The sequence below is a fragment of the Streptomyces sp. NPDC053427 genome, assembly GCF_044544985.1.
GTDB lineage: Bacteria > Actinomycetota > Actinomycetes > Streptomycetales > Streptomycetaceae > Streptomyces.
Genome location: NZ_JBITYA010000009.1, coordinates 200,816 through 223,288, shown reverse-complemented (window position 1 = coordinate 223,288; position 22,473 = coordinate 200,816). Strand labels below are relative to the sequence as shown.

Sequence of the window (22,473 nt, the reverse complement as noted above, 5' to 3'; positions counted from 1 at the left end):
GGGTCATTGTGGCCCGGCGCCGATGCGTCCGTCGCGCCGCAGCGCGGCCGCCATCACGTCGTGGGCGATCGGCGCCGCGATGCTGCCGCCGCTGATGTCCGACCGGTCCGCGGCGGCGTCCTCGACCACCACGGCGACCGCCACCGCCGGATCGCTGCTGTCCTCGGCCCTCGCCCAGGAGATGAACCAGGCGTAGGGCACCCCTTCGTTGCGCGGTCCGTGCTGCGCCGTACCGGTCTTCCCGCCCACCGTGGCGCCCTTGATGGCGGCCTGCTTCCCGCTTCCGTGCTCCACGACGTCGACCATCATCTCCTGGAGCTGCGCGGCGACGGACGGCCCCATCGCCTGGTGCGCGGAGCGCTGCGGCCCGGCGTCCACGGTGGTCCCCCAGGCGTTGGTCACGCCGTCGACCAGGTACGGCGGCGTCAGAATCCCGCCGTTGGCGACCGCCGCCGCGACCATCGCCATCTGGAGCGGGGTGGCGGTGGTGTCGAACTGCCCGATCGCCGACAGCGCGACCTGCGAGGTGTCCATCTGCGTGCCGAAGGTGCTCGGCGCGACGGGGGAGGGGATGCGCAGCCGGCGGTCGTTGAACCCGAACCGCTCCGCGGCCTCGGCCATCTCGTACAGCCCGACCCGGGCGCCCAGCCGTGCGAAGACGGTGTTGCAGGAGATCCGGAAGGCGTCCTTGAGGCTGGCGTTGTGGCAGCCCTTCGCCGAGTTGCCCAGCCGGGTGGCGGTCCCGGGCAGGGTGTACGGATCGGGGGTGTCCGTGGGGGCGTCGATATCGGTGACCCGACGGCTCTCCAGCGCCGCCGCCGCGGTGACGACCTTGAAGACGGAGCCGGGCGGATACGCCTTGCGGATCGCGCGGTTGAGCATCGGCCGCCGGCGCGCGCCGTTCAGCCGCCGCCAGCTGTCGCTGACCGAAGTCCCGTTTCCGGCAAGGGTGTTGGGATCGTACGAGGGGCTGCTGACCAGCGCCAGGATCCGTCCGGTACGCGGTTCGACGGCGGCCACCGCGCCCTTCTTGCGGCCCAGCCCCCGGAACGCCGCGCGCTGCATCGCGGGATCGATGCTGGTGGCGACGCTGCCGCCGGGCCGGTGGCCGTGGGTCGGCCGGTCCCACCAGGGGAAGGTGGCGAGCCGGTCGTCGGTGCCGGCCAGGATGCCGTCCTCGGCGCGCTCCAGCAGGGAGGTGCCGTAGAGCTGCGAGGAGTAGCCGGTGACCGGCGCGTACAGGGGGCCGTCGGTGTACGTCCGCTCGTAGCGCAGCCGGCCGCCGCTGTCGCGGGAGCCGGTGACGGGCCGGCCCGCGACCAGCACGGCGCCGCGCGGCTGGGCGTAACGGGCCAGCGTGGCACGGCGGTTGGCCGGATTGGCGGTGTAGGCGTCGGCCTCCCACACCTGCACCCGGGCGGCATTGACCAGCAGCGCGAGCAGCAAAAGGACGCAGATCGCGGCGATCTGCCGGATGCAGCGGATCACGGGCGGGCCCCCGGCTCGGGGACGGCGCCCGGCTCGGGGACGGGCCCCGGCTCGGGGACGGGCCCCGGCTCGGGGACGGACCCCGGCTCGGGGACGGACCCCGCCTCGGCGACGGGCCCCGGCGCGCGGTGGGGGTGCCCTGCGGCGGGGTCCTCGGCCCCCTCCGGCCGCCCCCGCCGCCGCGGCCGCTCGGGCCCCCGCGCCCGGTCGCTGATCCGCGCCAGCAGCGCCACGATGATCCAGTTCGTCACCACCGACGACCCGCCCTGCGCCAGGAACGGCAACGCCATCCCCGTCAGCGGGATCAGTCCCATCACCCCGCCCGCGATGACGAAGACCTGGACGGCGGGCAGCGCGGCGAGGCCCACGGCCAGCAGCCCGCCGAACGGTTCGCGGATGCCGAGCGCGGCCCGGAAGCCGCACCCCACCAGCAGCGCGTACAGCAGGAAGAGCGCGCACAGCCCGGCCAGCCCCAGCTCCTCGCCGAAGGTCGCCAGCACGAAGTCGGACTTCATGGCGAACCCGATCAGCTGCGAGTCGCCCTGCCCCAGCCCGGTCCCCAGCAGCCCGCCCGCCGCGAAGGCGAACAGCGACTGGGCGAGCTGGCCCGGCCCCCGGCCCGCCGCGATCCCCGCGAACGGATGCAGCCAGTCCTCGACCCGCCCGTGCACATGCGGCTCCAGCGTGGCGACCGCCGTCGCGCCGGCGGCCGCCAGCAGCAGCCCCACCGCCAGCCACCCGATCCGCCCGGTGGCCACGTACAGCAGCACCACGAAGATCCCGAAGAACAGCAGCGAGGTCCCCAGATCCCGCTCCAGGACCAGTACCCCCACGCTCACCAGCCAGATCGCCACCACCGGCCCGAGCACCCGGCCGGTGGGCAGCCGCAGGCTCCACCTCGCGCTCCCGTCGGCATCCAGCGCACCGCGGTTCGCCGCGAGATACGCCGCGAAGAAGACCGTGATCAGCACCTTGGCGAATTCGCCGGGCTGCAGCGAGAGCCCCGCCACCCGGATCCAGATCTTGGCGCCGTTGACGGCCGGGAACGCGATCGGCGCGATCATCAGCAGCAGCGCGAGGGCCGCGCAGGGGGAGGCGAACCGCTCCAGCAACCGGTGGTCGCGCAGCAGCACCACGACGCCGATGAAGAGACCGACGCCGATGCTGGACCACACCAGCTGCGCCGGTGCGGCACGTTCGCCGGGCGTCTCCAGATCGAGCCGGAAGATCAGCACCAGCCCGAGGCCGTTGAGCAGGACGGCGATGGGGAGCAGCAGCGGATCGGCGTACGGGGCGCACAGGCGTACGGCGAGATGGGCGAGCAGTGCGAGCGCGCCGAGACCGGCGCCGTATTTCGCCGCGCCGACCGGAACGGCGTGCCCCGTGGCGATCCCCACGGTCAGATACCCGCAGACGCTGATGAACACGGCGCCTGCCAGGAGGCCCAGTTCGGTGCCCCGCCGCCTGGGTGGCAGCGGCACGGGTGGGGGAGTGTCCGCGGGGCGCGCGGGAGCCGCCGGTGCCGTTGCCGTCATGGCAGGCAACGTAGCAAGCGGCGAGCCATATATCCGTTATGTCGCACCCGGTGTTCGGGGGCGGGACCGGGGCGCGGAGCCCACGGCGGGCGCCCTCAATTCCAGGCGCGTACGTCCGGCACGGCCACCGCCCGCCCGTGGTTCCGGAGCGACACCGCCGCCGCCGTCCCCACCAGCGACGCCGCGACGGCCTGCCGCACCCCGACCCGGGGCGCCGCGCCCTCCTCCATGCAGGCGCGGAAGGCGTCCACGATGACCGCCGTACCCTCGTCGTGCCGCGGCACCCGCAGCGGCCCCGCGGCCCGGCCGTCCCCGATCCGCAGCACCGGAGGCGTCAACTCCTCCTCGTGCGCGCCCTGTTGGCCCGCCGCCGTCTTCGGCGCCGCCCAGGCGTCCCGCCGGACCCGGACGTTCCAGGACCGCTCACCCGCGGCCCGTACCGACTCGGCCAGGCCCCGCGAGCCGCGCACCGAGAACCAGTGCCAGTGACTGTCCGGCTCGCCCTGCAGGAACGTCTGCCGGGTGAGGGCCAGCGCGCCGTCCGACAGCCGCACCGTCAGCACCACCGCCCCCGGCCGCTCCTGCGCGGTCACGGGCACGGCGCTCACCTCGACCGGCCAGGCGCCGGTGACGTCCAGCACGGGGGAGAGGGCGTGGGTGCAGTACGCGGTCGGCGGGATCCGGCCACGCCAGTGCGCGGGGTCGCCGATGAGGGCCGCGACGTCCTCCGGGGACGCGGCATGCACATAGTCCGACTCGACCAGCTGCGGGGCGCCGATCGCACCGGCGCGCACCAGCTCCCCGATGGCGCGCACATGGGCATGCGCGACATAGTTCTCCGCGAAGGAGTACGACGCGGCGCTCCGCCCGGCGGCCGCGACCAGCGCCCGCCCCTCCCGCTCCGTCGTACAGGCCGCGGTCTCGCTCAGCACATGGATGCCGCGCCCGAGAAACGCCACCGCCGCCTCCGCGTGCCGGTCGAAGTCGTGCGCCAGCAGCACGCCGTCGAGCCCGGCCTCCGGCGCGAGCAGATTGCTCCACCGGCTCGTCGTACGGGCCCCGGGAAAGGCGCGGGCCGCCGCCGCGACACGCTTCGCGTCCGTATCGCACAATGCGGTGACCCGGATGCCCAGCCGCGCGCACCATCGCGCCACGTACAGCCCGCGGACCAGCCCGACGACTCCGATGGCAGCCATCGCACCAGTCTGTCCGCGCGGCACGGCCGCCCGCCAAGCAATTTCGCCGCCCGGCGGTATCCGCGTCCGCGTCCGCCCGGGAACCCGCGGGGGCGTGGGAGCCCGCGGGGGCCGCTGACATCCCCCTCGTTCCGTGAACGGTCCCGATGACACTTTGTAAACTCGTCCGGACCGACCTGAACGACCTGAAGAAGCTCAACGACCAGACCGAAAAGTCCGAACAGCCCGAAAAGCACAAGGCCGAGCTCGTCACGCCGATGCGACCGACCGATGACATCGGTCGATGGCATGGCCCCGCGCCATGACCACCGCGGGCGAGGGGCTATGGCGTACGTCTCATCCGTGCACGCCGAGTGGAGGTCCCGTGCCGTCTCGGCCCCATGGGCCGCGGAGCGCGGGTGACCGACCCCCTCGACGAAAGGCAGTATTAGCGTCATGACGACTCTCCGTTCCCGGATCATCGCCTGGGCCGGCCGTATGTATCTGGCGAGAACACGCAAGAAGGGGTTCGACCTGTCTCGGATGTCTTTCTTGCCCGAGTCCGTCCTGATGCCCTTGCGGCGTGAGGGGCTCAACCCGGTGGGCGAATTGGGGGCCGTCCGGGAGAAGGAACCGATCACCAGACTTCCGGTGCCGATAGCCGCCAATGTCTGGCTGGTCACCGGCTACGACGAAGTCAAGCAGGTGCTCGGAAAGGCCGATGCCTTCAGCTCGGACTTCACCAACCTCGTCGGCAAGGCCGGCGCGGGCGCCGAACAGAACCCCGGCGGCCTCGGTTTCGCCGACCCGCCCGTCCACACCCGGCTGCGCCGCCTGCTGACCCCCGAATTCACCATGCGCCGCCTCGGCCGGCTCACCCCGCGCATCCACGAGATCGTCGAAGAACGCCTCGACGCCATGGAGGCCGCGGGCAGGAACGGCGAGCCGGTCGACATCGTGCATTCCTTCGCCCTGCCCATTCCCTCCCTCGTCATCTGCGAACTCCTCGGCGTCCCTTACGAGGACCGCGCCGACTTCGAACGCCTCAGCGCCGCCCGATTCGACCTCTTCAGCGGTGCGAACGCCTCCTTCGGCGCCATATCCGAATCGCTCTCCTATTTCCGGGACATCGTCAAGAAGCAGCGCGAAAACCCGGGCGACGGCCTGCTCGGCATGATCGTCAAGGAACACGGCGACTCGGTCAGCGACGAAGAACTGGCCGGTCTGGCCGACGGCGTCCTCACCGGCGGCTTCGAGACCACCGCCAGCATGCTCGCCCTCGGCGCCCTGGTCCTCCTCCAGGACCCGGAGCACTTCGCGGCCGTCAAGGGCGGCGACGACGCGGGGGAACGCTATGTCGAGGAATTGCTCCGTTATCTCACCGTCGTGCAGGTCGCATTCCCGCGTTTCGCCCGCAAGGACATCGAAATCGGCGGCGTGCAGATCACTTCCGGAGACGTCGTCCTGTGCTCCCTCAGCGGCGCCGACCGCGACGGCAAACTCGGCCCTGACATGGAGCAGTTCGATCCGTCCCGCAATGTCCCCTCGCACCTCGCCTTCGGTTACGGAATACACCGCTGCGTCGGCGCCGAACTCGCTCGGATGGAACTCCGCGCCGCCTACCCCGCGCTGGTCCGCCGCTTCCCCGACATGCGCCTGGCCGTCGAGCCCGAGGACCTCGAATTCCGCAAGCTGTCCATCGTTTACGGAATCGAGTCGCTCCCGGTGCACCTCGGCGGCTGACCGGACGCCTTCCCGGCGCCGTCGTGCGACCGGGCACCCGGCCGGCCCGCCGAGTGCCCGGTCGTTCGTCGTCGCGGCAGCTTCACTCCCCGCCGGCGTTCCGGGAGCGGCGCGGGCTCATCGGGCCGCCGCCCGCGCGGCGAGCGGCTCCCACCAGGCGCGGTTGTCCCGGTACCAGGCGACGGTGCGGGCCAGGCCGTCGTCGAACGCGTGCCTCGGCGCCCAGCCCAGCTCGGCGCGGATCCGGCGGGAGTCCACCGAGTAGCGCAGATCGTGACCGGCCCGGTCGGCGACGTGCTCGACCCGCTCCCAGCCCGCGCCGCAGGCCGTCAGCAGCCGCTCCGTGAGCCGGCGGTTCGACAGCTCGGTGCCGCCGCCGATGTTGTAGACCTCGCCGGGGCGGCCGTCCGCCAGGACCCGCAGCAGCGCCCGGCAGTGGTCCTCCACATGCAGCCAGTCGCGGACATGGCGCCCGTCGCCGTAGAGCGGGACCGTGCCGCCGTCCAGCAGCCGCGTGGTGAACAGCGGGATGACCTTCTCGGGGAACTGGTACGGCCCGTAGTTGTTGGAGCAGCGGGTCAGCCGCACGTCCAGGCCGTGGCTGCGGTGGTAGGCGAGCGCGAGCAGATCGGAGGACGCCTTGGAGGCGGCGTACGGGGAGCTGGGCTGCAGCGGCTCGTCCTCGGACCACGATCCCTCGGCCAGCGATCCGTACACCTCGTCGGTGGAGACGTGCAGGAAGGTCACCGACGGACGGGACAGCGCGGCATCGAGCAGGGTCTGGGTGCCGACCACATTGGTGGAGACGCACTCGGTGGCGCTGGAGAGGGACCGGTCGACATGGGACTCGGCGGCGAAGTGCACCACCGCGTCGTGGCCGGCCACCAGGGACCGGGCCAGCCCGTGGTCGCGGATGTCGCCGTGGACGAACTCCAGCCGCGGGTCCGCGGCGACCGGCGCGAGGGAGCTCCGGTTCCCGGCGTAGGTGAGGGCGTCCAGCACGGTGACGGCCTCCGGGCGAGGGTGCCCGTCGGGTCCGTCCGGGCCCAGGAGCATGCGGACGAAACACGAGCCGATGAAACCGGCGCCGCCGGTGACGAGAATTCTCATGGCGTGATCTGCACCTTGCTGTGGTCGCCGAGGACGAGGCGGTGGGCCCGGGGCGTGCGCTGCGTGCCGCTGACCCGCACGTCCTTGCCGGTCGGCGACGCCTCGGTACGGCCGGCGCGCTCGATGGCGGAGCCGGCCGGCACGCTCGTGCACTCGATCTCACTGCTGTCGCTCACACGATTCTCCGCCACCGACGCCGACGGGCCGAAACCGGAGCCGGTCACCGGGGCGCCCGCCCCGATCTGAGCGGGGCCGACGGTCTCCCGCCCGCCGCGCGGCGGCACCGGCGCGAAGAAGCCCGGAGTGGTACCGGGGCCACCCCCGACCTGGACAGATGGACGGTGCAGGTAAATTGTCCGCAGAGCTGCGCCGCCCAGATCCGGGGACCGCGTAAGGCCGCCCTCCGTTGATCACGTAGGCGCGCTGACGGAGATCTCCGGCGGCGCCGGGCCGCTTCACCCCGCCCGCCCACCGCCACCACGCGCCATGCCCGGCGTCTTCCGGAGTCCGTTTCGTTGAGTACCGACCAGGCCACCCGCCGCCCTCGCCCCGCCCTCGTGCGACCGCTCCTCGGGCGTGCCCCGGCCCCGCCCGCTCCCTCCGCGCTGCTGCACGCCACCGGGGCCTCGATATCGATCCTGCTGCTCCTGGTCACGGCCGGGGCCGTGCTGCACGAGCCGATACTCATCCCGCCGCTCGCGGCGACCGCCGCGCTGGTGCACAGCGCCCCCACGCTGCCGCTGGCCCAGCCGCGCAGCGTGATCGGCGGCCACCTGCTGTCCGCTCTCACCGGCCTGCTCGTCCAGGCCGGGCTCGGCCACTCACCGTGGGCGGCGGCCTTGGCGGGCGGCCTCGCCCTCGGGGTCATGATGATCACGCGCACGCCGCATTCGCCCGCGGCCGCGACCGCCGTCATCATCGTCCTCCAGTCCCCGCCTCCCGTCCGGTTCCTGACCCTGCTCTGTCTGGCCACGGTCATGGTGGTCGTGTCCGGCGTCGTCGCCACCCGCACCAAGCGCACCGCCCACCGCTACCCCGCCTACTGGTGGTGACAGGCCGACGCCCCGGGCGCGCGGCGGCGGGGTCCCGCGCCTTTCGGGTCGGCGTTGCCGTCAGGCTCAGGGTCGTAGGATCCTCCGTGTGATTACGGGCGAACTGAAGAACAAGGTGGGACGCGTCTGGGACGCGTTCTGGACGGGCGGCATCTCCAACCCCCTGCAGGTCATGGAGCAGCTCACCTATCTGCTCTTCATCAAGCGCCTGGACGACCTGCAGACGGACCAGGACCAGGCAGCCGAGTTCTCCGGGGTCCCGGACCCGAACCCGTTCTTCACGGAGGACCAGCAGGACCTGCGGTGGCAGAACTTCCGCACGATGCAGGCGCAGGCCATGTACGACGTGCTGAGCCAGGGCGTCTTTCCGTACCTGCGGCGCATGGGCGGCGAAAACTCCACGTACTCGCATCACATGCGGGACGCGCGTTTCGAGATCCCGAGCCCGAATCTCCTGGTGAAGGTCGTCGATCTGCTCGACGACATCGCGGAGGCGATGGAGGACAGCGACACCAAGGGCGACGTCTACGAGTACATGCTCGCGAAGATCGCCACCGCCGGGCAGAACGGCCAGTTCCGCACCCCGCGGCACATCATCGACCTCATGGTCGACATGACCCAGCCGCGCCCCGGCGACACGATCTGCGATCCCGCCTGCGGCACCGCCGGTTTCCTCGTCCAGTCCGCGGCCTACCTCAAGCGCGAGCACAAGCAGGACCTGCTCGGCACGGAGGAGCGCCGGCACTTCGACGAGGAGATGTTCCACGGCTTCGACTTCGACCCGACGATGCTGCGCATCGGGTCGATGAACATGCTGCTCCACGGTGTCGCCAACCCGGACATCCGCCATCGCGACTCGCTCTCCCAGGCGGGTGCGGAGCTCGATGACGACGAGGCGTACTCCCTGATCCTCGCGAACCCCCCGTTCGCCGGCAGCCTCGACCACGAGTCCACGGCCGCCGACCTCCTGCGCACGGTCAAGACCCGGAAGACCGAACTGCTGTTCCTGGCGCTGTTCCTGCGCCTGCTCAAGCCGGGCGGCCGAGCCGCCGTCGTCGTCCCGGAGGGCGTGCTGTTCGGCCCGAGCAACGCGCACAAGGCGTTGCGCCGCGCACTGGTGGAGGAGCAGAAGCTCGACGCGGTGGTGAAGCTCCCCTCCGGCGTCTTCAAGCCGTACGCCGGCGTCTCGACCGCCGTCCTCTTCTTCACCCGCACGGACACCGGTGGCACCGACGAGGTGTGGTTCTACAACGTCCACGCCGACGGCTACTCGCTCGACGACAAGCGCACCCCGCTGCTCGACGACGACAGACTGGGCGCCCGTCCCGAGGCCGGTGCGCTCATGGACGCCGAGCACGAGAAGAACAATCTCCCCGACGTCCTCACCCGCTGGTTCCGCCGCAACGCATCGGAGCGCGAACGCCCGCGCACGGCCCAGTCCTTCACCGTTCCGAAAGCGGAGATCGCCGAAAAGGGATACGACCTCTCCCTCAACAGCTATCAGGAAGTCCGCCACGAGGAAGTGGAGACGCGCGCGCCGGCCGAAATCATCGCCGCCCTGAAGCGGCTGAACGAGGACATCGACTCGGCGACGGCGGAACTGGAAGGGATGCTGGGATGAGCCAATGGACCGAAGTCCCCTTCCTGGAGGCGCTGACCGACGTCTCGGCCAAGAATGTCAAAATCCCTAAGACGCAGTATCTGGCGGACGGTGCCCTCCCGGTCATCGACCAGGGGCAGAACGTCATCGCGGGGTTTGTGGACGATCCGGAACTCGCACACAAAGAACCGGGTCCGCTCATCGTCTTCGGCGATCACACGAGAATCTTCAAGTTCGTGGATTTCCCCTTCGCGATGGGCGCGGACGGCGTGAAGGTGCTGCGGCCGAGATCGGGTTTCGACCCGAAGTTCCTTTACCACTATCTCCGGTCGGCGCCCGTTCCGAGCGCCGGATATTCCCGGCACTTCAAGTTCCTGAAGGAGATTCCGGTCCCGCGGCCGCCGATGGAGGTGCAGCAGCGGATCGCCGCCGTTCTCGACCGCGTGGAGGGGCTGCGTACCAAGCGTCGCGAGGCTGCCGCTCTTCTTGAGGAGCTGCTCTCGTCGATCGTCTCGCATACGCTGCCGAAGGACGCGGAAACCGTTGCCCTCGACGAGGTGCTGGGGCGCCGCCTGCGCAATGGAACCTCTCCCTCGTCCAAGGGCACGCACGAGGGGAAAGTGCTCACCCTCTCGGCCCTGACGCGTGGCGGATTCGACCCGTCGGCATGGAAGAACGGCCTCTTCGCATCCGACCCGACGCCGGACCACTCGGTGAAGCCGAACGTGTTCATGCTGGTGCGCGGAAACGGGAACAAGCGGCTGGTCGGCGTCGGCGCATTCTCGCCGGTCGCGATTCCGGACACCGTCTACCCGGATACGGTCCTGGCCGCTCCCATCCGTGAGGATGTGATAGTCCCGGAATACCTTGACGTCATCTGGAGGACCCCGGCCGTGCGGCGCCAGGTCGAGGCCGCGGCACGCACCACGAACGGAACGTTCAAGGTGAACCAGAAGACGATGGGTGCGGTGCGGATTCCCCTGCCCGGAAAGAGTTGGCAGCGTGAGTTCCAGCAGCGGGTGCGGGTCATCCGGCGCGCACGGGATCTCCACCACGACCATCTCGCCGCGCTGGACGAGCTTTTCACGTCCCTCCAGAAGCGTGCTTTCCGTGGCACTCTCCCTTCTGCGATCATGCACCCACGCCTGCGCGACGCGAGCCCGGACCAGGCACGCTCAGCCTGACCCGCCGGGCCGCCACCGCCGGCCGCACCGCAGCACCACCGGCCGCTCGGCCGAGCCGCACCGCACCGTGTGGCACGGCCCGGCGGCCCTGACGTACCACCCGCGCACAGGACGAGAGAACACAGCGAGGAACGCTACGGGGGAGCGCCCACTCCCTTGTACGCACCGAGGGGGAGGGGCGTACCACCACCATGGCCATCGACCGGAGCCACGAGGACGAGCGACACAGCAGCCCGGCGCAGCCGACGTCGGCCGAACCGCCCACCGGCCGGGCCGGACCGCCCCCGCCCGGTAGCCCCACCGACCCGGTCCCCGCCCCTGCGGATCCGAAGCCCGCCCAGGACGCCGCCGCCCGCGCCGCCGGAAACTTCGCCTTCCTCCAGGACGCCTGGACCACCCTCCACGACGACGCCCGCAAGGCCGAGCGCCTCGCCCACGCCGACCCCCGTGCCTCCGCGTTCTACTCCCGGTTCGTTCTCGAACAGGCCGTGGAGTGGATGTACCGGAACGACCGCCGTCTGGTCCCTCCGTACAAGATGGACCTCAACGCGATGTCCAAGGCGCCGAGCTTCAAACAGCTGGCCGGTCCGGGGCTGATCGCCAAGATGGACCTCGTCCGCCTCAACGGGAACCGCGCGGTGCACAAGCCCGCCCCCGTCCCGGTCCAGCTGGCGCTCGACAGCCTCCGCGAGCTGTTCCACCTGCTGTACTGGTTCGCCCGCAGCTACACCGACGGCGAGCGCCACACCCTGCCCCCGTCGGACCTCTCCTTCGACCTCGGCCTCCTCCCTCGGCCCCTCTCGCCGCAGGCCCGCCAGGCCAAGCAGCAGGAACTGCTGAAGCAGAAGCAGCAGCAGGAAAAGGCGCTTCAGGAGCGCTGGGAGCGGCTCGAGGCCGCCAACGAGCAACTGAAACGCCGGCTGGAAGAGGCCCAGCAGCGCATCGCGGAGATCACGCGGCAGAACGAGCGGCTCCCCGACACCCACGACTACGACGAGGAGGCCACCCGCGAGGCCTTCATCGACGTCCTGCTCCGCGAGGCCGGCTGGGAGAACTTCACCCGCGGCAAGGACATCGAGTACGAGGTCGACGGGATGCCGACCAAGAGCGGCCGGGGAGTGATCGACTACGTCCTGTGGGGCGACGACGGCAAGCCGCTCGCCGTCGTCGAGGCGAAGCGCACCCGCCTCGACGCCCGAGAGGGACAGGAACAAGCCAGGCTGTACGCGGACGCGCTGGAGGCCCGGTTCAAGCGCCGGCCGGTGATCTTCTACACCAACGGCTACGAGACCTACGTCTGGGACGACGCCCGGGAGATCAACTACCCGCCGCGGCGGATCCAGGGCTTCCTCACGAAGAAGGAACTCCTCTGGCGCATCCAGCAGCGCGCCCGCCGCCGTTCGCTGCTCCACACCCCCGTCAACGAGGAGATCGCCGGGCGGCCGTACCAGAAGCGGGCCATCGTGCGCGTGGGCGAGGCGTTCGAGAAGCGGCAGCGCGAGGCCCTGCTCGTGATGGCGACCGGCACCGGCAAGACCCGTACCACCGCGGCCCTCACCGACGTCCTCCAGCGGGCCGGCTGGGTACAGCGAGCTCTCTTCCTCGCCGACCGCGAAGCCCTGGTCACCCAGGCCAAGCGCGCGTTCGACGCCCACCTGAAGCAGACGCCGACGGTCAATCTGCTGGAGGAGAAGAAGGACGACGCCCGCGTCTACTTCTCCACCTACCAGACGATGATGAACCTCATCGGCCGTACCGACGCCGACGGCCGCCGCCGCTTCGGCCCCGGCTTCTTCGACCTCATCGTGATCGACGAGGCCCACCGCTCGGTCTACGACAAGTACCGCTGGATCTTCGAGTACTTCGACTCGCTCCTCCTCGGCCTGACCGCCACCCCGAAGAACGAGATCGACCGCAACACCTACCGCCTCTTCCAGCTGGAGGACGGCGTCCCCACCGAGTTCTACGACCTGGACGACGCCGTCCGCGAGGGCTACCTCGTGCCGCCCGTCCCGATCAAGGTGCCGCTGAAGTTCATGGAGCTGGGCGTCGCGTACGCCGGTCTCTCCGCCGAGGAGAAGGCCGAGTGGGACCGCCTGGAGTGGAGCGAGGACGGCCGCATACCGGACTCCGTCTCCCCGCACGAGCTGAACCGCTACCTGTTCAACGCGGACACGGTGGACAAGATGCTGGAGACCCTGATGGCGTACGGCATCAAGGTCGAGGGCGGTGACCGGCTCGGCAAGACGATCATCTTCGCCCGCAACAACGACCACGCCAGGTACATCGAGGAACGCTTCAACGCCAACTACCCGCAGTACGGCGGCAAGAAGGCCCGCGTCATCACGTACAAGGAGAAGCGGGCCCAGGCCTTGCTGGACGCCTTCGCCGACCCCGCCCCGAAGAGCCCGGACGAGGCACCCGACATAGCGATCTCCGTCGACATGCTGGACACCGGCGTCGACGTGCCCGAGGTGGTCAACCTCGTCTTCGCCAAGCCCGTCTACTCCAGGACGAAGTTCTGGCAGATGATGGGCCGGGGGACCCGCCTGCGCCCGGCTCTCTTCGGGCCCGACGCCGACAACCCCGACCACGCCAAGAAGAACTTCCAGGTCTTCGACTTCTGCGGCAACCTCGCCTACTTCAGCGCCGACCTGCCCACCCGCGACGGGCGCACCACCCTCTCCCTCGCCGAACGCACCCAGGTGCGCCGGCTCGAACTGATCCGTGCCCTCGACCGGCGTACACCCCCGGACCCGGCCCGGGACGCCGGCGCCGAGGCATACGCCACCGAAGCGGAGTTGCGCTGGTCCCTCGCGCATCGGCTGCACAGCGCGGTGAGCGGGATGTCCCCCGAGCACAACGTCCTGGTGCGTCCGCACCGCCGGGAGGTGGAACGCTTCGGCGACTTCGCCGTATGGCGCCTCCTGGACGACGAGGCCGACCATCGGCTCCGTTCCGGCCTGCTCGGACTCCCCAGCGAATGGCGGGAGGAGGAGAAGGACCCGGGTGAGGAGGCCAGGCGCTTCGACCTCAAGGCGTACGAGCTCCAACTCGCAGCCCTGGAAGGCAGCGGCGACTACCCCAAGCGCCGCGCGGAGATGCAGCAGATCGCCGAGAACCTGCTCGGCAAGCTGAACATCCCCGAGGTGAAGAAGCAGGCCGAACCGCTCCAGGAATGGGCGGGTGACGCGTGGTGGGAGCAGGTGACGCTGCCCCAGCTCGAAGACCTACGGCGGCGGCTGCGTCCGCTGGTCAAGCTGATCGACCCGCCCGCCAAGCGCAAGATCGTCTACACCGATTTCGCGGACGAGCTCGGCGATCCCGTGGAAGTGGAACTCCCGGGGATGCAGGTCGGCACGGACATCGACCGTTTCCGTGCCAAGACCCGGGCCTACCTGGCCGAGCACCCCGACAACCCCGCTGTGCACAAGCTCACACACAACGAGCAGATCACCGCCGATGACCTCGACGCGCTGGAGCGGGCCTTCCTGGCCGAGGGCGTGGCCTCCGCCGAGGACCTGGACCATGTGGTGCGGCAAGGGCCGGGGCTGGGCCTGTTCATCCGTTCCCTCGCCGGTCTCGACCGCGCCGCGGCCCAGCATGCGTTCGAGGGCTTCACCGCGGGACGCCGGCTCAGTCCCCAGCAGTGGGACTTCCTCGACCTGATCGTCGAGGCGCTGACCAAGCGCGGCTACCTGGAGCCCCAGGACCTCTTCCGGAGCCCCTTCACCGACCGCTTCCCGAAGAACCTGTTCGGCTACTTCAGCAAGGAAGAGGCCGCCGAGCTCAAGGTGATCGTCCTGGAACTCCGCAAGCGCGCCCTGCCGGCCGACCTGGCCGCATAGCGCATCACCCCGCCCGACGCCGGGCACTCCACCCAGGAGCGCCCGCGTCGAGGTCCGGGCCGCTCGGCAACCGCTCGACGACCGAGTCCCAACCCCGAGCGCCCTGTTGAGCGCGGCGGCCACCGGCAGAACATCCCTCGCCGGAGCGAGCGCCACATACGCGAAGACCCCGGCCTCAGCGTTTCCGCTGGTGACGGGGTCTTTGGGCACCTCATACAGGGTGCCCCCGGCAGGATTCGAACCTGCGCACACGGCTCCGGAGGCCGTTGCTCTATCCCCTGAGCTACGGGGGCGTTGCCGCCTGTGTTCTCGTGGCGACGGGTAGAACACTACCAGCTCTGATGGGGTGTTCAGGAACAGGGTTTTGCGGGGTGGGGGACGGGCGTCGGAGGGGGCCTAGCGCATCCGGGGGGCGTGCCGGTGGTGGTCGGGGGAAGGTCCCCCGCATGGGGGCGGAAGTGGGCAAAACCGGGACGCTGTCGCAGGTGGGCCCCTAGTCTCATGGTGTGCCTGGCTTGTCCGGTCGGATCCTTGTGGTCGATGACAACAAGGTGATCCGGCAGTTGATCAGGGTCAATCTCGAGCTGGAGGGCTTCGAGGTCGTGACCGCGGCTGATGGTGCCGAGTGTCTGGACGTCGTGCACCACGTGAGACCCGATGTCGTGACCCTCGACGTGGTGATGCCGCGGCTCAACGGTCTGCACACCGCGGCGCGGCTGCGGTCCGATCCACGGACGTGGGACATCCCCATCGCCATCGTCAGCGCATGCACCCAGGGCGAGGTGGACAACGGCGAGTGGATGGGCGTGGATGCCTTCCTGGCGAAGCCGTTCGAGCCCGCCGAACTGGTCCGGACCGTGGGCACGCTCGTCCGGGAAGGGCGGCAGCGGGAGCGCGGCGCCGAGAAGGAGGACGAGCGAGCGGCCGGCGCCGGGCGGGCGGACGGTGGGGCGGGGTCCGCGGGGACGGGCCGTGGCGGCGGGGGACCGGTGGATGCCGGCCTGGACGATCTGGCTGAGCTGGGCGACGTGGACCTGGACGTCGAGGTGGAGGCGGGTGCGGAGACGAGCGGGGGGCCGGAGGCCGCGGCCCGGCCCGGAGGGTGAGCCGCGGCTCGGGTTTCGCCGGCGGATGACCGGCCCGCGCGCTGCGCGAGGTGTCCACAAGGCGAAACCGGTCGCATGTCCCGAGTCCTTCTCCCATACGCTTGTCATGTGACCCCCGCCGAGCTCTCCCGTACCGTCCTGCGCTCCGTGCGCGGCGCGGTGGAGGAGAAGGAGCTCTCCGTGCCGGTGCCGGAGCGCATCGTGGTGCGGCCGCCGCGGCGGGCCGGGTGCGGGGACTACGCCTCCAACGTGGCGCTCCAGCTCGCCAAGGACGCCGGCCGGCCGGCCCGGGAGATCGCCGAGATCCTGCGGCAGCGGCTGGTGGGCAGCGCCGGGATCGCCCGGGTGGAGATCGCCGGGCCGGGGTTCTTGAACTTCACGCTGGGGGACGGTGCCCGCTCCGCGCTCGTACGGGACGTCCTGGCGGCCGGGGCGCGGTACGGCGAGCGGGAGCCGGGGGAGCGCCCGGTCGACGGTCCGTTGCCCGGCGATGCGCGCGGCGTCATCGTCGCCGAGGCGCTGGGGCGGATGACGAGGGCGGCCGGTACGGGGCGGCCGGAGGAGTCCCCGCCGACGCCGCCGGGCGCCGCCGCGGAGCTCGCCGGGATCGTTGCCCGACTGGGCGCGGACGAGGCGCGCTGGGCGCTGCTGCGGCCCGCGGCGCGGGATGCGGTGCGGTTGCCCGCACGGCCCGTGCAGCGGGAGGAGAATCCGCGGTTCCGGGTGCAGTACGCGTACGCGAGGACGCGGGCGCTGCTGCGTAATGCGCGGGACCTCGCGTTTGCGAGCGAGCCCGGGGAGGTCGCCCCGGCCGGGCCGCGCTCCGGCTCCGCCACGCAGTCCCTGGCCACCCTCCTGGCCACCTACCCCGCCACCGTCGAGGCCGCCGCCCGGCACCGGGCGCCGGACCGGATGGTGCGGCATCTGGAAGCGACGGCGGACGCGTTCGTCCGGTGGTGCGAGGTGTGCCCGCCGCTGCCCGTAGGGGAGCAGAAACCCCTGGCCGTGCACCGCGCCAGGCTGGCCCTCGCCGAGGCCACCGGGACGGTGCTCGCCAACGGCCTGCGTCTGCTCGGCGTCTCCGCTCCCGAATACCTTTGATGTGCATTGAGAATTTGAGGGGATCCCCGCTGCTATGAGTCGTTCCGCGCATCCTGCCGGGCCCCGGCATGCCGACGTGCTGCCCGAGGGGCACTACGCCGGGCCGCCCGCCGATCTCAACACCCTTGACCCGCGCGTGTGGTCCCGTACCGTCCGGCGCTCCGCCGACGGTGCGGTGACCGTCGGCGGGCTGGACGTCCGCGCGCTCGCCGACGAATTCGGCACGCCGGCGTACTTCCTGGACGAGGACGACTTCCGGGCGCGCTGCCGGGCCTGGAAGGACGCCTTCGGGCCGGGGGCCGATGTCTTCTACGCCGGGAAGGCGTTCCTGTCCCGGGCCATCGTGCGGTGGCTGACCGAGGAAGGGCTCAACCTCGACGTCTGTTCGGGGGGAGAGCTCGCCACGGCGCTCGCGGCGGGCATGCCCGCGGAGCGGATCGCGCTGCACGGCAACAACAAGAGCACCGAGGAGATCACCCGGGCCGTGGAGGCCGGGGTCGGCCGGATAGTGCTCGACTCGTTCCAGGAGATCGTCCGGGTCGCGCACATCGCGGAGAAGCTCGGCAAGCGGCAGCGGGTGCAGATCCGGGTCACGGTCGGTGTCGAGGCGCACACCCACGAGTTCATCGCGACCGCGCACGAGGACCAGAAGTTCGGTATCGCGCTGGCCGGCGGGCAGGCCGCCGAGGCCGTCCGCCGGGTCCTGAAGCTGGACGGCCTGGAACTCATCGGGATCCACAGCCACATCGGGTCGCAGATCTTCGACATGGCCGGATTCGAGGTGTCCGCCCGCCGGGTCGTGCAGCTGCTGACCGAGGTGCGCGACGAGCACGGCGTCGAGCTGCCGGAGATCGACCTCGGCGGCGGCCTCGGGATCGCGTACACCTCCGAGGACGATCCGCGCGAGCCGCACGAGATCGCCAAGGCGCTGGGCGAGATCGTGACGAAGGAGTGCGAGGCCGCCGGGCTGGGCGTGCCGCGGCTGTCGGTCGAGCCGGGGCGGGCGATCGTCGGGCCCACGGCGTTCACGCTGTACGAGGTCGGCACGGTCAAGGAGCTGGAAGGCCTGCGGACGTATGTGTCCGTGGACGGGGGGATGTCGGACAACATCCGCACCGCGCTGTACGACGCGGAGTACAGCGTGGCGCTGGTGTCGCGGACCTCGGACGCCGAGCCGATGCTGTCGCGGGTGGTCGGCAAGCACTGCGAGAGTGGGGACATCGTCGTACGGGACGCATTCCTGCCGGGCGACGTGGCGCCGGGAGACCTGCTTGCGGTGCCCGCCACGGGCGCGTACTGCCGCTCCATGGCGAGCAACTACAACCACGCGCTGCGACCCCCGGTCGTGGCGGTCAAGAAGGGTGAGGCCAGGGTGATCGTCCGGCGGGAGACGGAGGAAGATCTCCTGCGGTTGGATGTCGGGTAGGGCCGGATCCACGGGGCCCGGCCCGTAATGAAATAAATGTCTCGGCATCTGGACGATGGACGGAATCTGCCGTCCGGTGCGTGAGACTTGTGCGTGAGCACGCTGAGTGCATGAGCAAGCTGAACAATCGCTGATCGATGAGAAGCAGGGGTCGAATGATGCGTACGCGTCCGCTGAAGGTGGCGCTGCTGGGCTGTGGTGTTGTCGGCTCAGAGGTGGCGCGCATCATGACGACGCACGCCGACGACCTCGCCGCCCGCATCGGCGCGCCCGTGGAGCTCGCCGGGATCGCCGTCCGCCGCCCTGACAGGGTGCGCGAAGGCATCCCGGCCGAGCTGGTCACGACCGATGCGACCGCCCTCGTCAAACGCGGCGACATCGATGTGGTGGTGGAGGTCATCGGCGGGATCGAGCCCGCGCGGAGCCTGATCACCACCGCCTTCGAGCACGGCGCCAGCGTGGTTTCGGCCAATAAGGCGCTGGTCGCGGCGGACGGTGCCGCGCTGCATGCGGCGGCCGAGGCCAACGGCGCGGATCTCTATTACGAGGCCGCGGTGGCCGGCGCGATCCCGCTGGTGCGGCCGCTGCGCGAGTCGCTGGCCGGCGACAAGGTCAACCGCGTGCTCGGCATCGTCAACGGCACCACGAATTTCATCCTCGACAAGATGGACTCGACGGGCGCCGGCTACAGCGAGGCGCTGGACGAGGCGACCGCCCTCGGGTACGCCGAGGCCGACCCGACCGCCGACGTCGAGGGCTTCGACGCCGCCGCCAAGGCCGCGATCCTGGCCGGTATCGCCTTCCACACCCGCGTCACCATCGACGACGTCCACCGCGAGGGGCTGACCGAGGTCACCGCGGCCGATATCGCCTCCGCCAAGCGGATGGGCTGCACGGTCAAGCTGCTGGCCATCTGCGAGCGGGCCGCGGACGGCGCTTCCGTGACCGCGCGGGTGCATCCCGCGATGATTCCGCTGACGCATCCGCTCGCCTCCGTGCGCGAGGCCTACAACGCGGTGTTCGTGGAGTCCGACGCGGCCGGCCAGCTCATGTTCTACGGGCCCGGCGCGGGCGGTGCGCCGACCGCCTCCGCGGTCCTGGGCGACCTCGTCGCGGTCTGCCGCAACAAGCTCGCCGGTGCCACCGGGCCGGGCGAGTCCGCGTACACGCGGCTGCCCGTCAGCCCCATGGGCGAGGTCGTCACGAGGTACCACATCAGTCTCGACGTGGCCGACAAGCCCGGCGTTCTTGCGCAGGTTGCGACGGTCTTCGCCGAACACGGCGTATCGATCGATACGGTCCGTCAGTCGGGCAAGGACGGCGAGGCATCCCTCGTCGTCGTCACCCACCGAGCGGCCGACGCGGCCCTGTCGTCGACCGTCGGGGCACTGCGCGAGCTGGACACCGTCCGCGGTGTCGCCAGCATCATGCGGGTCGAAGGGGAGTAAAGGAACCCATGTCTGCCAATTCCACCACGTCCACCGCCAGCCGGCAGTGGCGCGGAATCATCGAGGAATACCGTGACCGGCTGCCGGTCAGCGACACGACCGAGGTCGTCACCCTCCGGGAGGGCGGCACTCCCCTCGTACCGGCCCAGGTGCTCTCCGAGCGCACCGGCTGCGAGGTGCACCTCAAGGTCGAGGGCGCCAACCCCACCGGCTCCTTCAAGGACCGCGGGATGACGATGGCCATCACCCGCGCCAAGGAGGAGGGTGCCAAGGCCGTCATCTGCGCCTCCACGGGCAACACCTCCGCCTCGGCCGCCGCCTACGCGGTGCGCGCCGGCATGGTCTGCGCGGTGCTCGTCCCCCAAGGCAAGATCGCGCTCGGCAAGATGGGGCAGGCGCTCGTCCACGGCGCGAAGATCCTGCAGATCGACGGGAATTTCGACGACTGTCTGACGCTGGCCCGGAGCCTGTCCGACAACTACCCCGTCGCACTTGTGAACTCCGTGAACCCGGTGCGCATCGAGGGCCAGAAGACCGCCGCCTTCGAAATCGTCGACATGCTCGACGACGCGCCCGACATCCATGTGCTGCCCGTCGGCAACGCCGGAAACATCACCGCGTACTGGAAGGGCTACCAGGAGTACGCGGCCGACGGCATCGCCACCCGCACCCCGCGGATGTGGGGCTTCCAGGCCTCCGGCAGCGCGCCCATCGTGCGCGGTGAGGTCGTCAAGGACCCGCACACCATCGCCACCGCGATCCGCATCGGCAACCCCGCCTCGTGGGCGTTCGCCGAGCGCGCCCGGGACGAGTCCGGCGGCTTCATCGACGACGTGACCGACCGTCAAATCCTCGCCGCCTACCGCCTGTTGGCCTCCCAGGAGGGCGTCTTCGTCGAGCCTGCCTCGGCCGCGTCCGTCGCCGGTCTGCTCAAGGCCGCCGAAGAGGGCAAGGTCGACCCGGGCCAGAAGATCGTCTGCACGGTCACCGGCAACGGCCTCAAGGACCCGGACTGGGCGGTGGCCGGCGCGCCGCAGCCCGTGACGGTCCCGATCGACGCGGACGCCGCCGCCGAGCGGCTGGGCCTCGCCTGACCGCCCGGCGTGCTCACCGGTCCGTACGGGCAGGACCTGCGCGTACGGACCCGGATGGGGGCGGCTGCCGCCCCCGGCGCCTGCGCACCGACCGGTGTGCAAAGGTGCAAAGCCCGTAGAAGAAGACGTCGGGGCACAGGAAGGCGCGCGACACGCACCGTGCGCCTCCTGTGCGCCCTATGTCGCCACAGAACCTTCCTTCGATAGGCTGGCAGCCAACTCCCCTCCCCACGGCATAACGCAGTGGTGTGCAGGGCAAGTCAGAACAGACCCCACGAGCCGCCCGGGCGCTACGGTGCCGGTGTTCTGGGGCAGTACCGCAGCATCAATCAAGGAGAGTCATCGAGCGATGGCCGGTCCCGCGTTCCGCGCCGCCGCCGTCCGGGTGCGCACCCCCGCTTCCAGCGCCAATCTCGGTCCCGGCTTCGACGCCCTCGGCCTGTCCCTGGGCCTTTATGACGATGTCGTCGTGCGCGTCGCCGACTCCGGTCTGCACGTCGACATCGCAGGTGAGGGCGCCGACACCCTCCCGCGCGACGAGAACCACCTGCTCGTACGGTCGATGCGTGCCGCCTTCGACCGGCTCGGCGGACAGCCGCGCGGCCTGGAGATCGTCTGCGCCAACCGCATCCCGCACGGCCGCGGCCTGGGCTCCTCGTCGGCCGCCATCTGCGCCGGCATCGTCGCCGCCCGCGCCGTGACGATAGGCGGCGAGCAGAAGCTCGACGACACCGCGCTGCTGGAGCTGGCCACCGAGATCGAGGGCCACCCCGACAACGTCGCCGCATGCCTGATGGGTGGCTTCACGCTCGCCTGGATGGACGGCGGCACCGCGCGGGCCATCCGGATGGATCCCGCCGATTCCATCGTTCCGGTGGTCTTCGTGCCCGGTAAGCCGGTGCTGACCGAGACCGCCCGTGGACTGCTGCCGCGCACCGTCCCGCATGTGGACGCGGCGGCCAACGCCGGTCGCGCCGCGCTGCTCGTGGAGGCCCTGACCAGGCGCCCCGAGCTGCTGCTGGCCGCGACCGAGGACCGACTTCACCAGGAGTACCGCGCCCCCGCGATGCCGGAGAGTGTGGCCCTGGTGAACCAACTGCGCGCGGACGGCGTCCCCGCAGTTGTCTCCGGTGCGGGCCCCACCGTGCTCGCACTGGTCGAGGACGCGGCGGCCGACAAGGTTGCCGCGCTGGCGGGAGAGGGGTGGGCGGCCAACCGGCTGACCCTCGACGCGGCGGGCACCTGCGTGCTGCCGCTCGCCGGGTGATCACGCTTGTGATCGACTGATTGCCGGTCTTGGAGAGGGGGAATGTTTGTTGGATCCGGTAGTGTTAACCTCAAGTCAGTACCCGACGCCTGTGCGGCGCGGTGCTTGGTGTCCCCAGTCGGGACCACTTTCTTCCGGGAGCCTCCCAAACTGCTTGGAGCAATGGCCTGAGCAGAAGTGAGCACGCTCCGGAATCGGCGTGGCGTCATGAGTCACTCTGCATCTCTTCACGCCGGAACCATGAATTGATCTTGATCTTTCCGCCATATCCGGCGGGACCACCGCCCCGGCCCGGT

General features: G+C 70.7%; 16 protein-coding genes and 1 tRNA gene. 11 read left to right on the top strand and 6 right to left on the bottom strand.

Annotation, left to right across the window (positions count from 1 at the left end):
- Nucleotides 1-3: 3 nt before the first annotated feature.
- From ACIGWZ_RS25570 to ACIGWZ_RS25560, 3 genes are all read right to left on the bottom strand, one after another.
- On the bottom strand, nucleotides 4-1,488 hold the full coding sequence (locus ACIGWZ_RS25570; protein ID WP_400068423.1) for a penicillin-binding transpeptidase domain-containing protein: 1,485 nt from the start codon (nucleotides 1,486-1,488) through the stop codon (nucleotides 4-6).
- Nucleotides 1,485-3,023 carry an FtsW/RodA/SpoVE family cell cycle protein gene (locus tag ACIGWZ_RS25565; RefSeq protein ID WP_400068421.1) on the bottom strand — a complete coding sequence of 513 codons (1,539 nt, stop codon included), beginning with the start codon at nucleotides 3,021-3,023 and terminating at the stop codon, nucleotides 1,485-1,487. Before ACIGWZ_RS25565 ends, ACIGWZ_RS25570 begins: the two co-directional genes overlap by 4 nt.
- Before the next feature lie 95 nt (nucleotides 3,024-3,118).
- Nucleotides 3,119-4,219: a Gfo/Idh/MocA family protein gene (locus tag ACIGWZ_RS25560; protein ID WP_400068419.1), complete on the bottom strand. Its 1,101-nt coding sequence runs from the start codon at nucleotides 4,217-4,219 to the stop codon at nucleotides 3,119-3,121.
- Between the two features lie 435 nt (nucleotides 4,220-4,654).
- Here ACIGWZ_RS25560 and ACIGWZ_RS25555 point away from each other — a divergent pair, with 435 nt between their 5' ends.
- A complete protein-coding gene (locus ACIGWZ_RS25555; protein ID WP_400068417.1) occupies nucleotides 4,655-5,941 on the top strand; it encodes a cytochrome P450 in 1,287 nt (428 codons plus the stop codon).
- A gap of 117 nt (nucleotides 5,942-6,058) precedes the next feature.
- Here the strand turns inward: ACIGWZ_RS25555 and rfbB are convergent, their stop codons facing one another.
- Together rfbB and ACIGWZ_RS25545 are read right to left on the bottom strand one after the other, a co-directional pair.
- Nucleotides 6,059-7,051: a dTDP-glucose 4,6-dehydratase gene (gene rfbB / locus ACIGWZ_RS25550; RefSeq protein ID WP_400068415.1), complete on the bottom strand. Its 993-nt coding sequence runs from the start codon at nucleotides 7,049-7,051 to the stop codon at nucleotides 6,059-6,061.
- Nucleotides 7,048-7,227, bottom strand: a complete 180-nt coding sequence (locus ACIGWZ_RS25545) for a hypothetical protein (RefSeq protein ID WP_400068413.1) — start codon at nucleotides 7,225-7,227, stop codon at nucleotides 7,048-7,050. The genes rfbB and ACIGWZ_RS25545 overlap by 4 nt, the downstream gene beginning before the upstream one ends.
- Nucleotides 7,228-7,566: 339 nt before the next feature.
- Between ACIGWZ_RS25545 and ACIGWZ_RS25540 the strand changes: the two genes are divergently transcribed.
- The 4 genes from ACIGWZ_RS25540 (at nucleotide 7,567) to ACIGWZ_RS25525 (ending at nucleotide 14,735) form a co-directional block, all read left to right on the top strand.
- Nucleotides 7,567-8,103 carry an HPP family protein gene (locus ACIGWZ_RS25540; protein WP_400068411.1) on the top strand — a complete coding sequence of 179 codons (537 nt, stop codon included), beginning with the start codon at nucleotides 7,567-7,569 and terminating at the stop codon, nucleotides 8,101-8,103.
- A gap of 88 nt (nucleotides 8,104-8,191) precedes the next feature.
- The gene (locus ACIGWZ_RS25535) at nucleotides 8,192-9,724 is read left to right on the top strand and encodes an N-6 DNA methylase (RefSeq protein WP_400068409.1); all 1,533 of its coding nucleotides are present in this window, start codon (nucleotides 8,192-8,194) and stop codon (nucleotides 9,722-9,724) included.
- On the top strand, nucleotides 9,721-10,887 hold the full coding sequence (locus tag ACIGWZ_RS25530; protein ID WP_400068407.1) for a restriction endonuclease subunit S: 1,167 nt from the start codon (nucleotides 9,721-9,723) through the stop codon (nucleotides 10,885-10,887). Before ACIGWZ_RS25535 ends, ACIGWZ_RS25530 begins: the two co-directional genes overlap by 4 nt.
- Nucleotides 10,888-11,078: 191 nt before the next feature.
- Entirely contained in the window at nucleotides 11,079-14,735 is a 3,657-nt protein-coding gene (locus ACIGWZ_RS25525) for a DEAD/DEAH box helicase family protein (RefSeq protein ID WP_400068404.1), read from the top strand.
- 221 nt (nucleotides 14,736-14,956) lie between these two features.
- Here ACIGWZ_RS25525 and ACIGWZ_RS25520 read toward each other — a convergent pair.
- Nucleotides 14,957-15,028, bottom strand: a tRNA-Arg gene (locus ACIGWZ_RS25520).
- A gap of 213 nt (nucleotides 15,029-15,241) precedes the next feature.
- On the opposite strand from ACIGWZ_RS25520, the gene ACIGWZ_RS25515 reads away from it, so the two are divergent.
- The 6 genes from ACIGWZ_RS25515 to thrB all read left to right on the top strand — a co-directional run bounded on the left by ACIGWZ_RS25515 (nucleotide 15,242) and on the right by thrB (nucleotide 22,177).
- Nucleotides 15,242-15,841 carry a response regulator gene (locus ACIGWZ_RS25515; RefSeq protein WP_400068402.1) on the top strand — a complete coding sequence of 200 codons (600 nt, stop codon included), beginning with the start codon at nucleotides 15,242-15,244 and terminating at the stop codon, nucleotides 15,839-15,841.
- Nucleotides 15,842-15,949: 108 nt separating this feature from the next.
- The gene (gene nrtL, locus ACIGWZ_RS25510) at nucleotides 15,950-16,942 is read left to right on the top strand and encodes an ArgS-related anticodon-binding protein NrtL (protein WP_400068401.1); all 993 of its coding nucleotides are present in this window, start codon (nucleotides 15,950-15,952) and stop codon (nucleotides 16,940-16,942) included.
- Between the two features lie 34 nt (nucleotides 16,943-16,976).
- Nucleotides 16,977-18,368 carry a diaminopimelate decarboxylase gene (gene lysA, locus ACIGWZ_RS25505; protein WP_400068399.1) on the top strand — a complete coding sequence of 464 codons (1,392 nt, stop codon included), beginning with the start codon at nucleotides 16,977-16,979 and terminating at the stop codon, nucleotides 18,366-18,368.
- A 155-nt stretch (nucleotides 18,369-18,523) separates the two neighbouring features.
- A complete protein-coding gene (locus ACIGWZ_RS25500; RefSeq protein WP_400068398.1) occupies nucleotides 18,524-19,816 on the top strand; it encodes a homoserine dehydrogenase in 1,293 nt (430 codons plus the stop codon).
- Nucleotides 19,817-19,824: 8 nt separating this feature from the next.
- Complete coding sequence (thrC, locus tag ACIGWZ_RS25495) at nucleotides 19,825-20,910, top strand: threonine synthase (protein ID WP_400068396.1); 1,086 nt, start codon at nucleotides 19,825-19,827, stop codon at nucleotides 20,908-20,910.
- 349 nt (nucleotides 20,911-21,259) lie between these two features.
- Nucleotides 21,260-22,177: a homoserine kinase gene (gene thrB, locus ACIGWZ_RS25490; RefSeq protein ID WP_400068394.1), complete on the top strand. Its 918-nt coding sequence runs from the start codon at nucleotides 21,260-21,262 to the stop codon at nucleotides 22,175-22,177.
- The last annotated feature ends 296 nt before the right edge of the window (nucleotides 22,178-22,473 follow it).

Bases quoted from the DNA above. Each gene is read 5' to 3' on its own strand.
- ACIGWZ_RS25565 (WP_400068421.1), bottom strand. From the start codon at position 3,023: ATGACGGCAACGGCACCGGCGGCTCCCGCGCGCCCCGCGGACACTCCC.
- ACIGWZ_RS25560 (WP_400068419.1), bottom strand. From the start codon at position 4,219: ATGGCTGCCATCGGAGTCGTCGGGCTGGTCCGCGGGCTGTACGTGGCG.
- ACIGWZ_RS25555 (WP_400068417.1), top strand. From the start codon at position 4,655: ATGACGACTCTCCGTTCCCGGATCATCGCCTGGGCCGGCCGTATGTAT.
- rfbB (WP_400068415.1), bottom strand. From the start codon at position 7,051: ATGAGAATTCTCGTCACCGGCGGCGCCGGTTTCATCGGCTCGTGTTTC.
- ACIGWZ_RS25530 (WP_400068407.1), top strand. From the start codon at position 9,721: ATGAGCCAATGGACCGAAGTCCCCTTCCTGGAGGCGCTGACCGACGTC.
- ACIGWZ_RS25525 (WP_400068404.1), top strand. From the start codon at position 11,079: ATGGCCATCGACCGGAGCCACGAGGACGAGCGACACAGCAGCCCGGCG.
- lysA (WP_400068399.1), top strand. From the start codon at position 16,977: ATGAGTCGTTCCGCGCATCCTGCCGGGCCCCGGCATGCCGACGTGCTG.
- ACIGWZ_RS25500 (WP_400068398.1), top strand. From the start codon at position 18,524: ATGATGCGTACGCGTCCGCTGAAGGTGGCGCTGCTGGGCTGTGGTGTT.
- thrC (WP_400068396.1), top strand. From the start codon at position 19,825: ATGTCTGCCAATTCCACCACGTCCACCGCCAGCCGGCAGTGGCGCGGA.
- thrB (WP_400068394.1), top strand. From the start codon at position 21,260: ATGGCCGGTCCCGCGTTCCGCGCCGCCGCCGTCCGGGTGCGCACCCCC.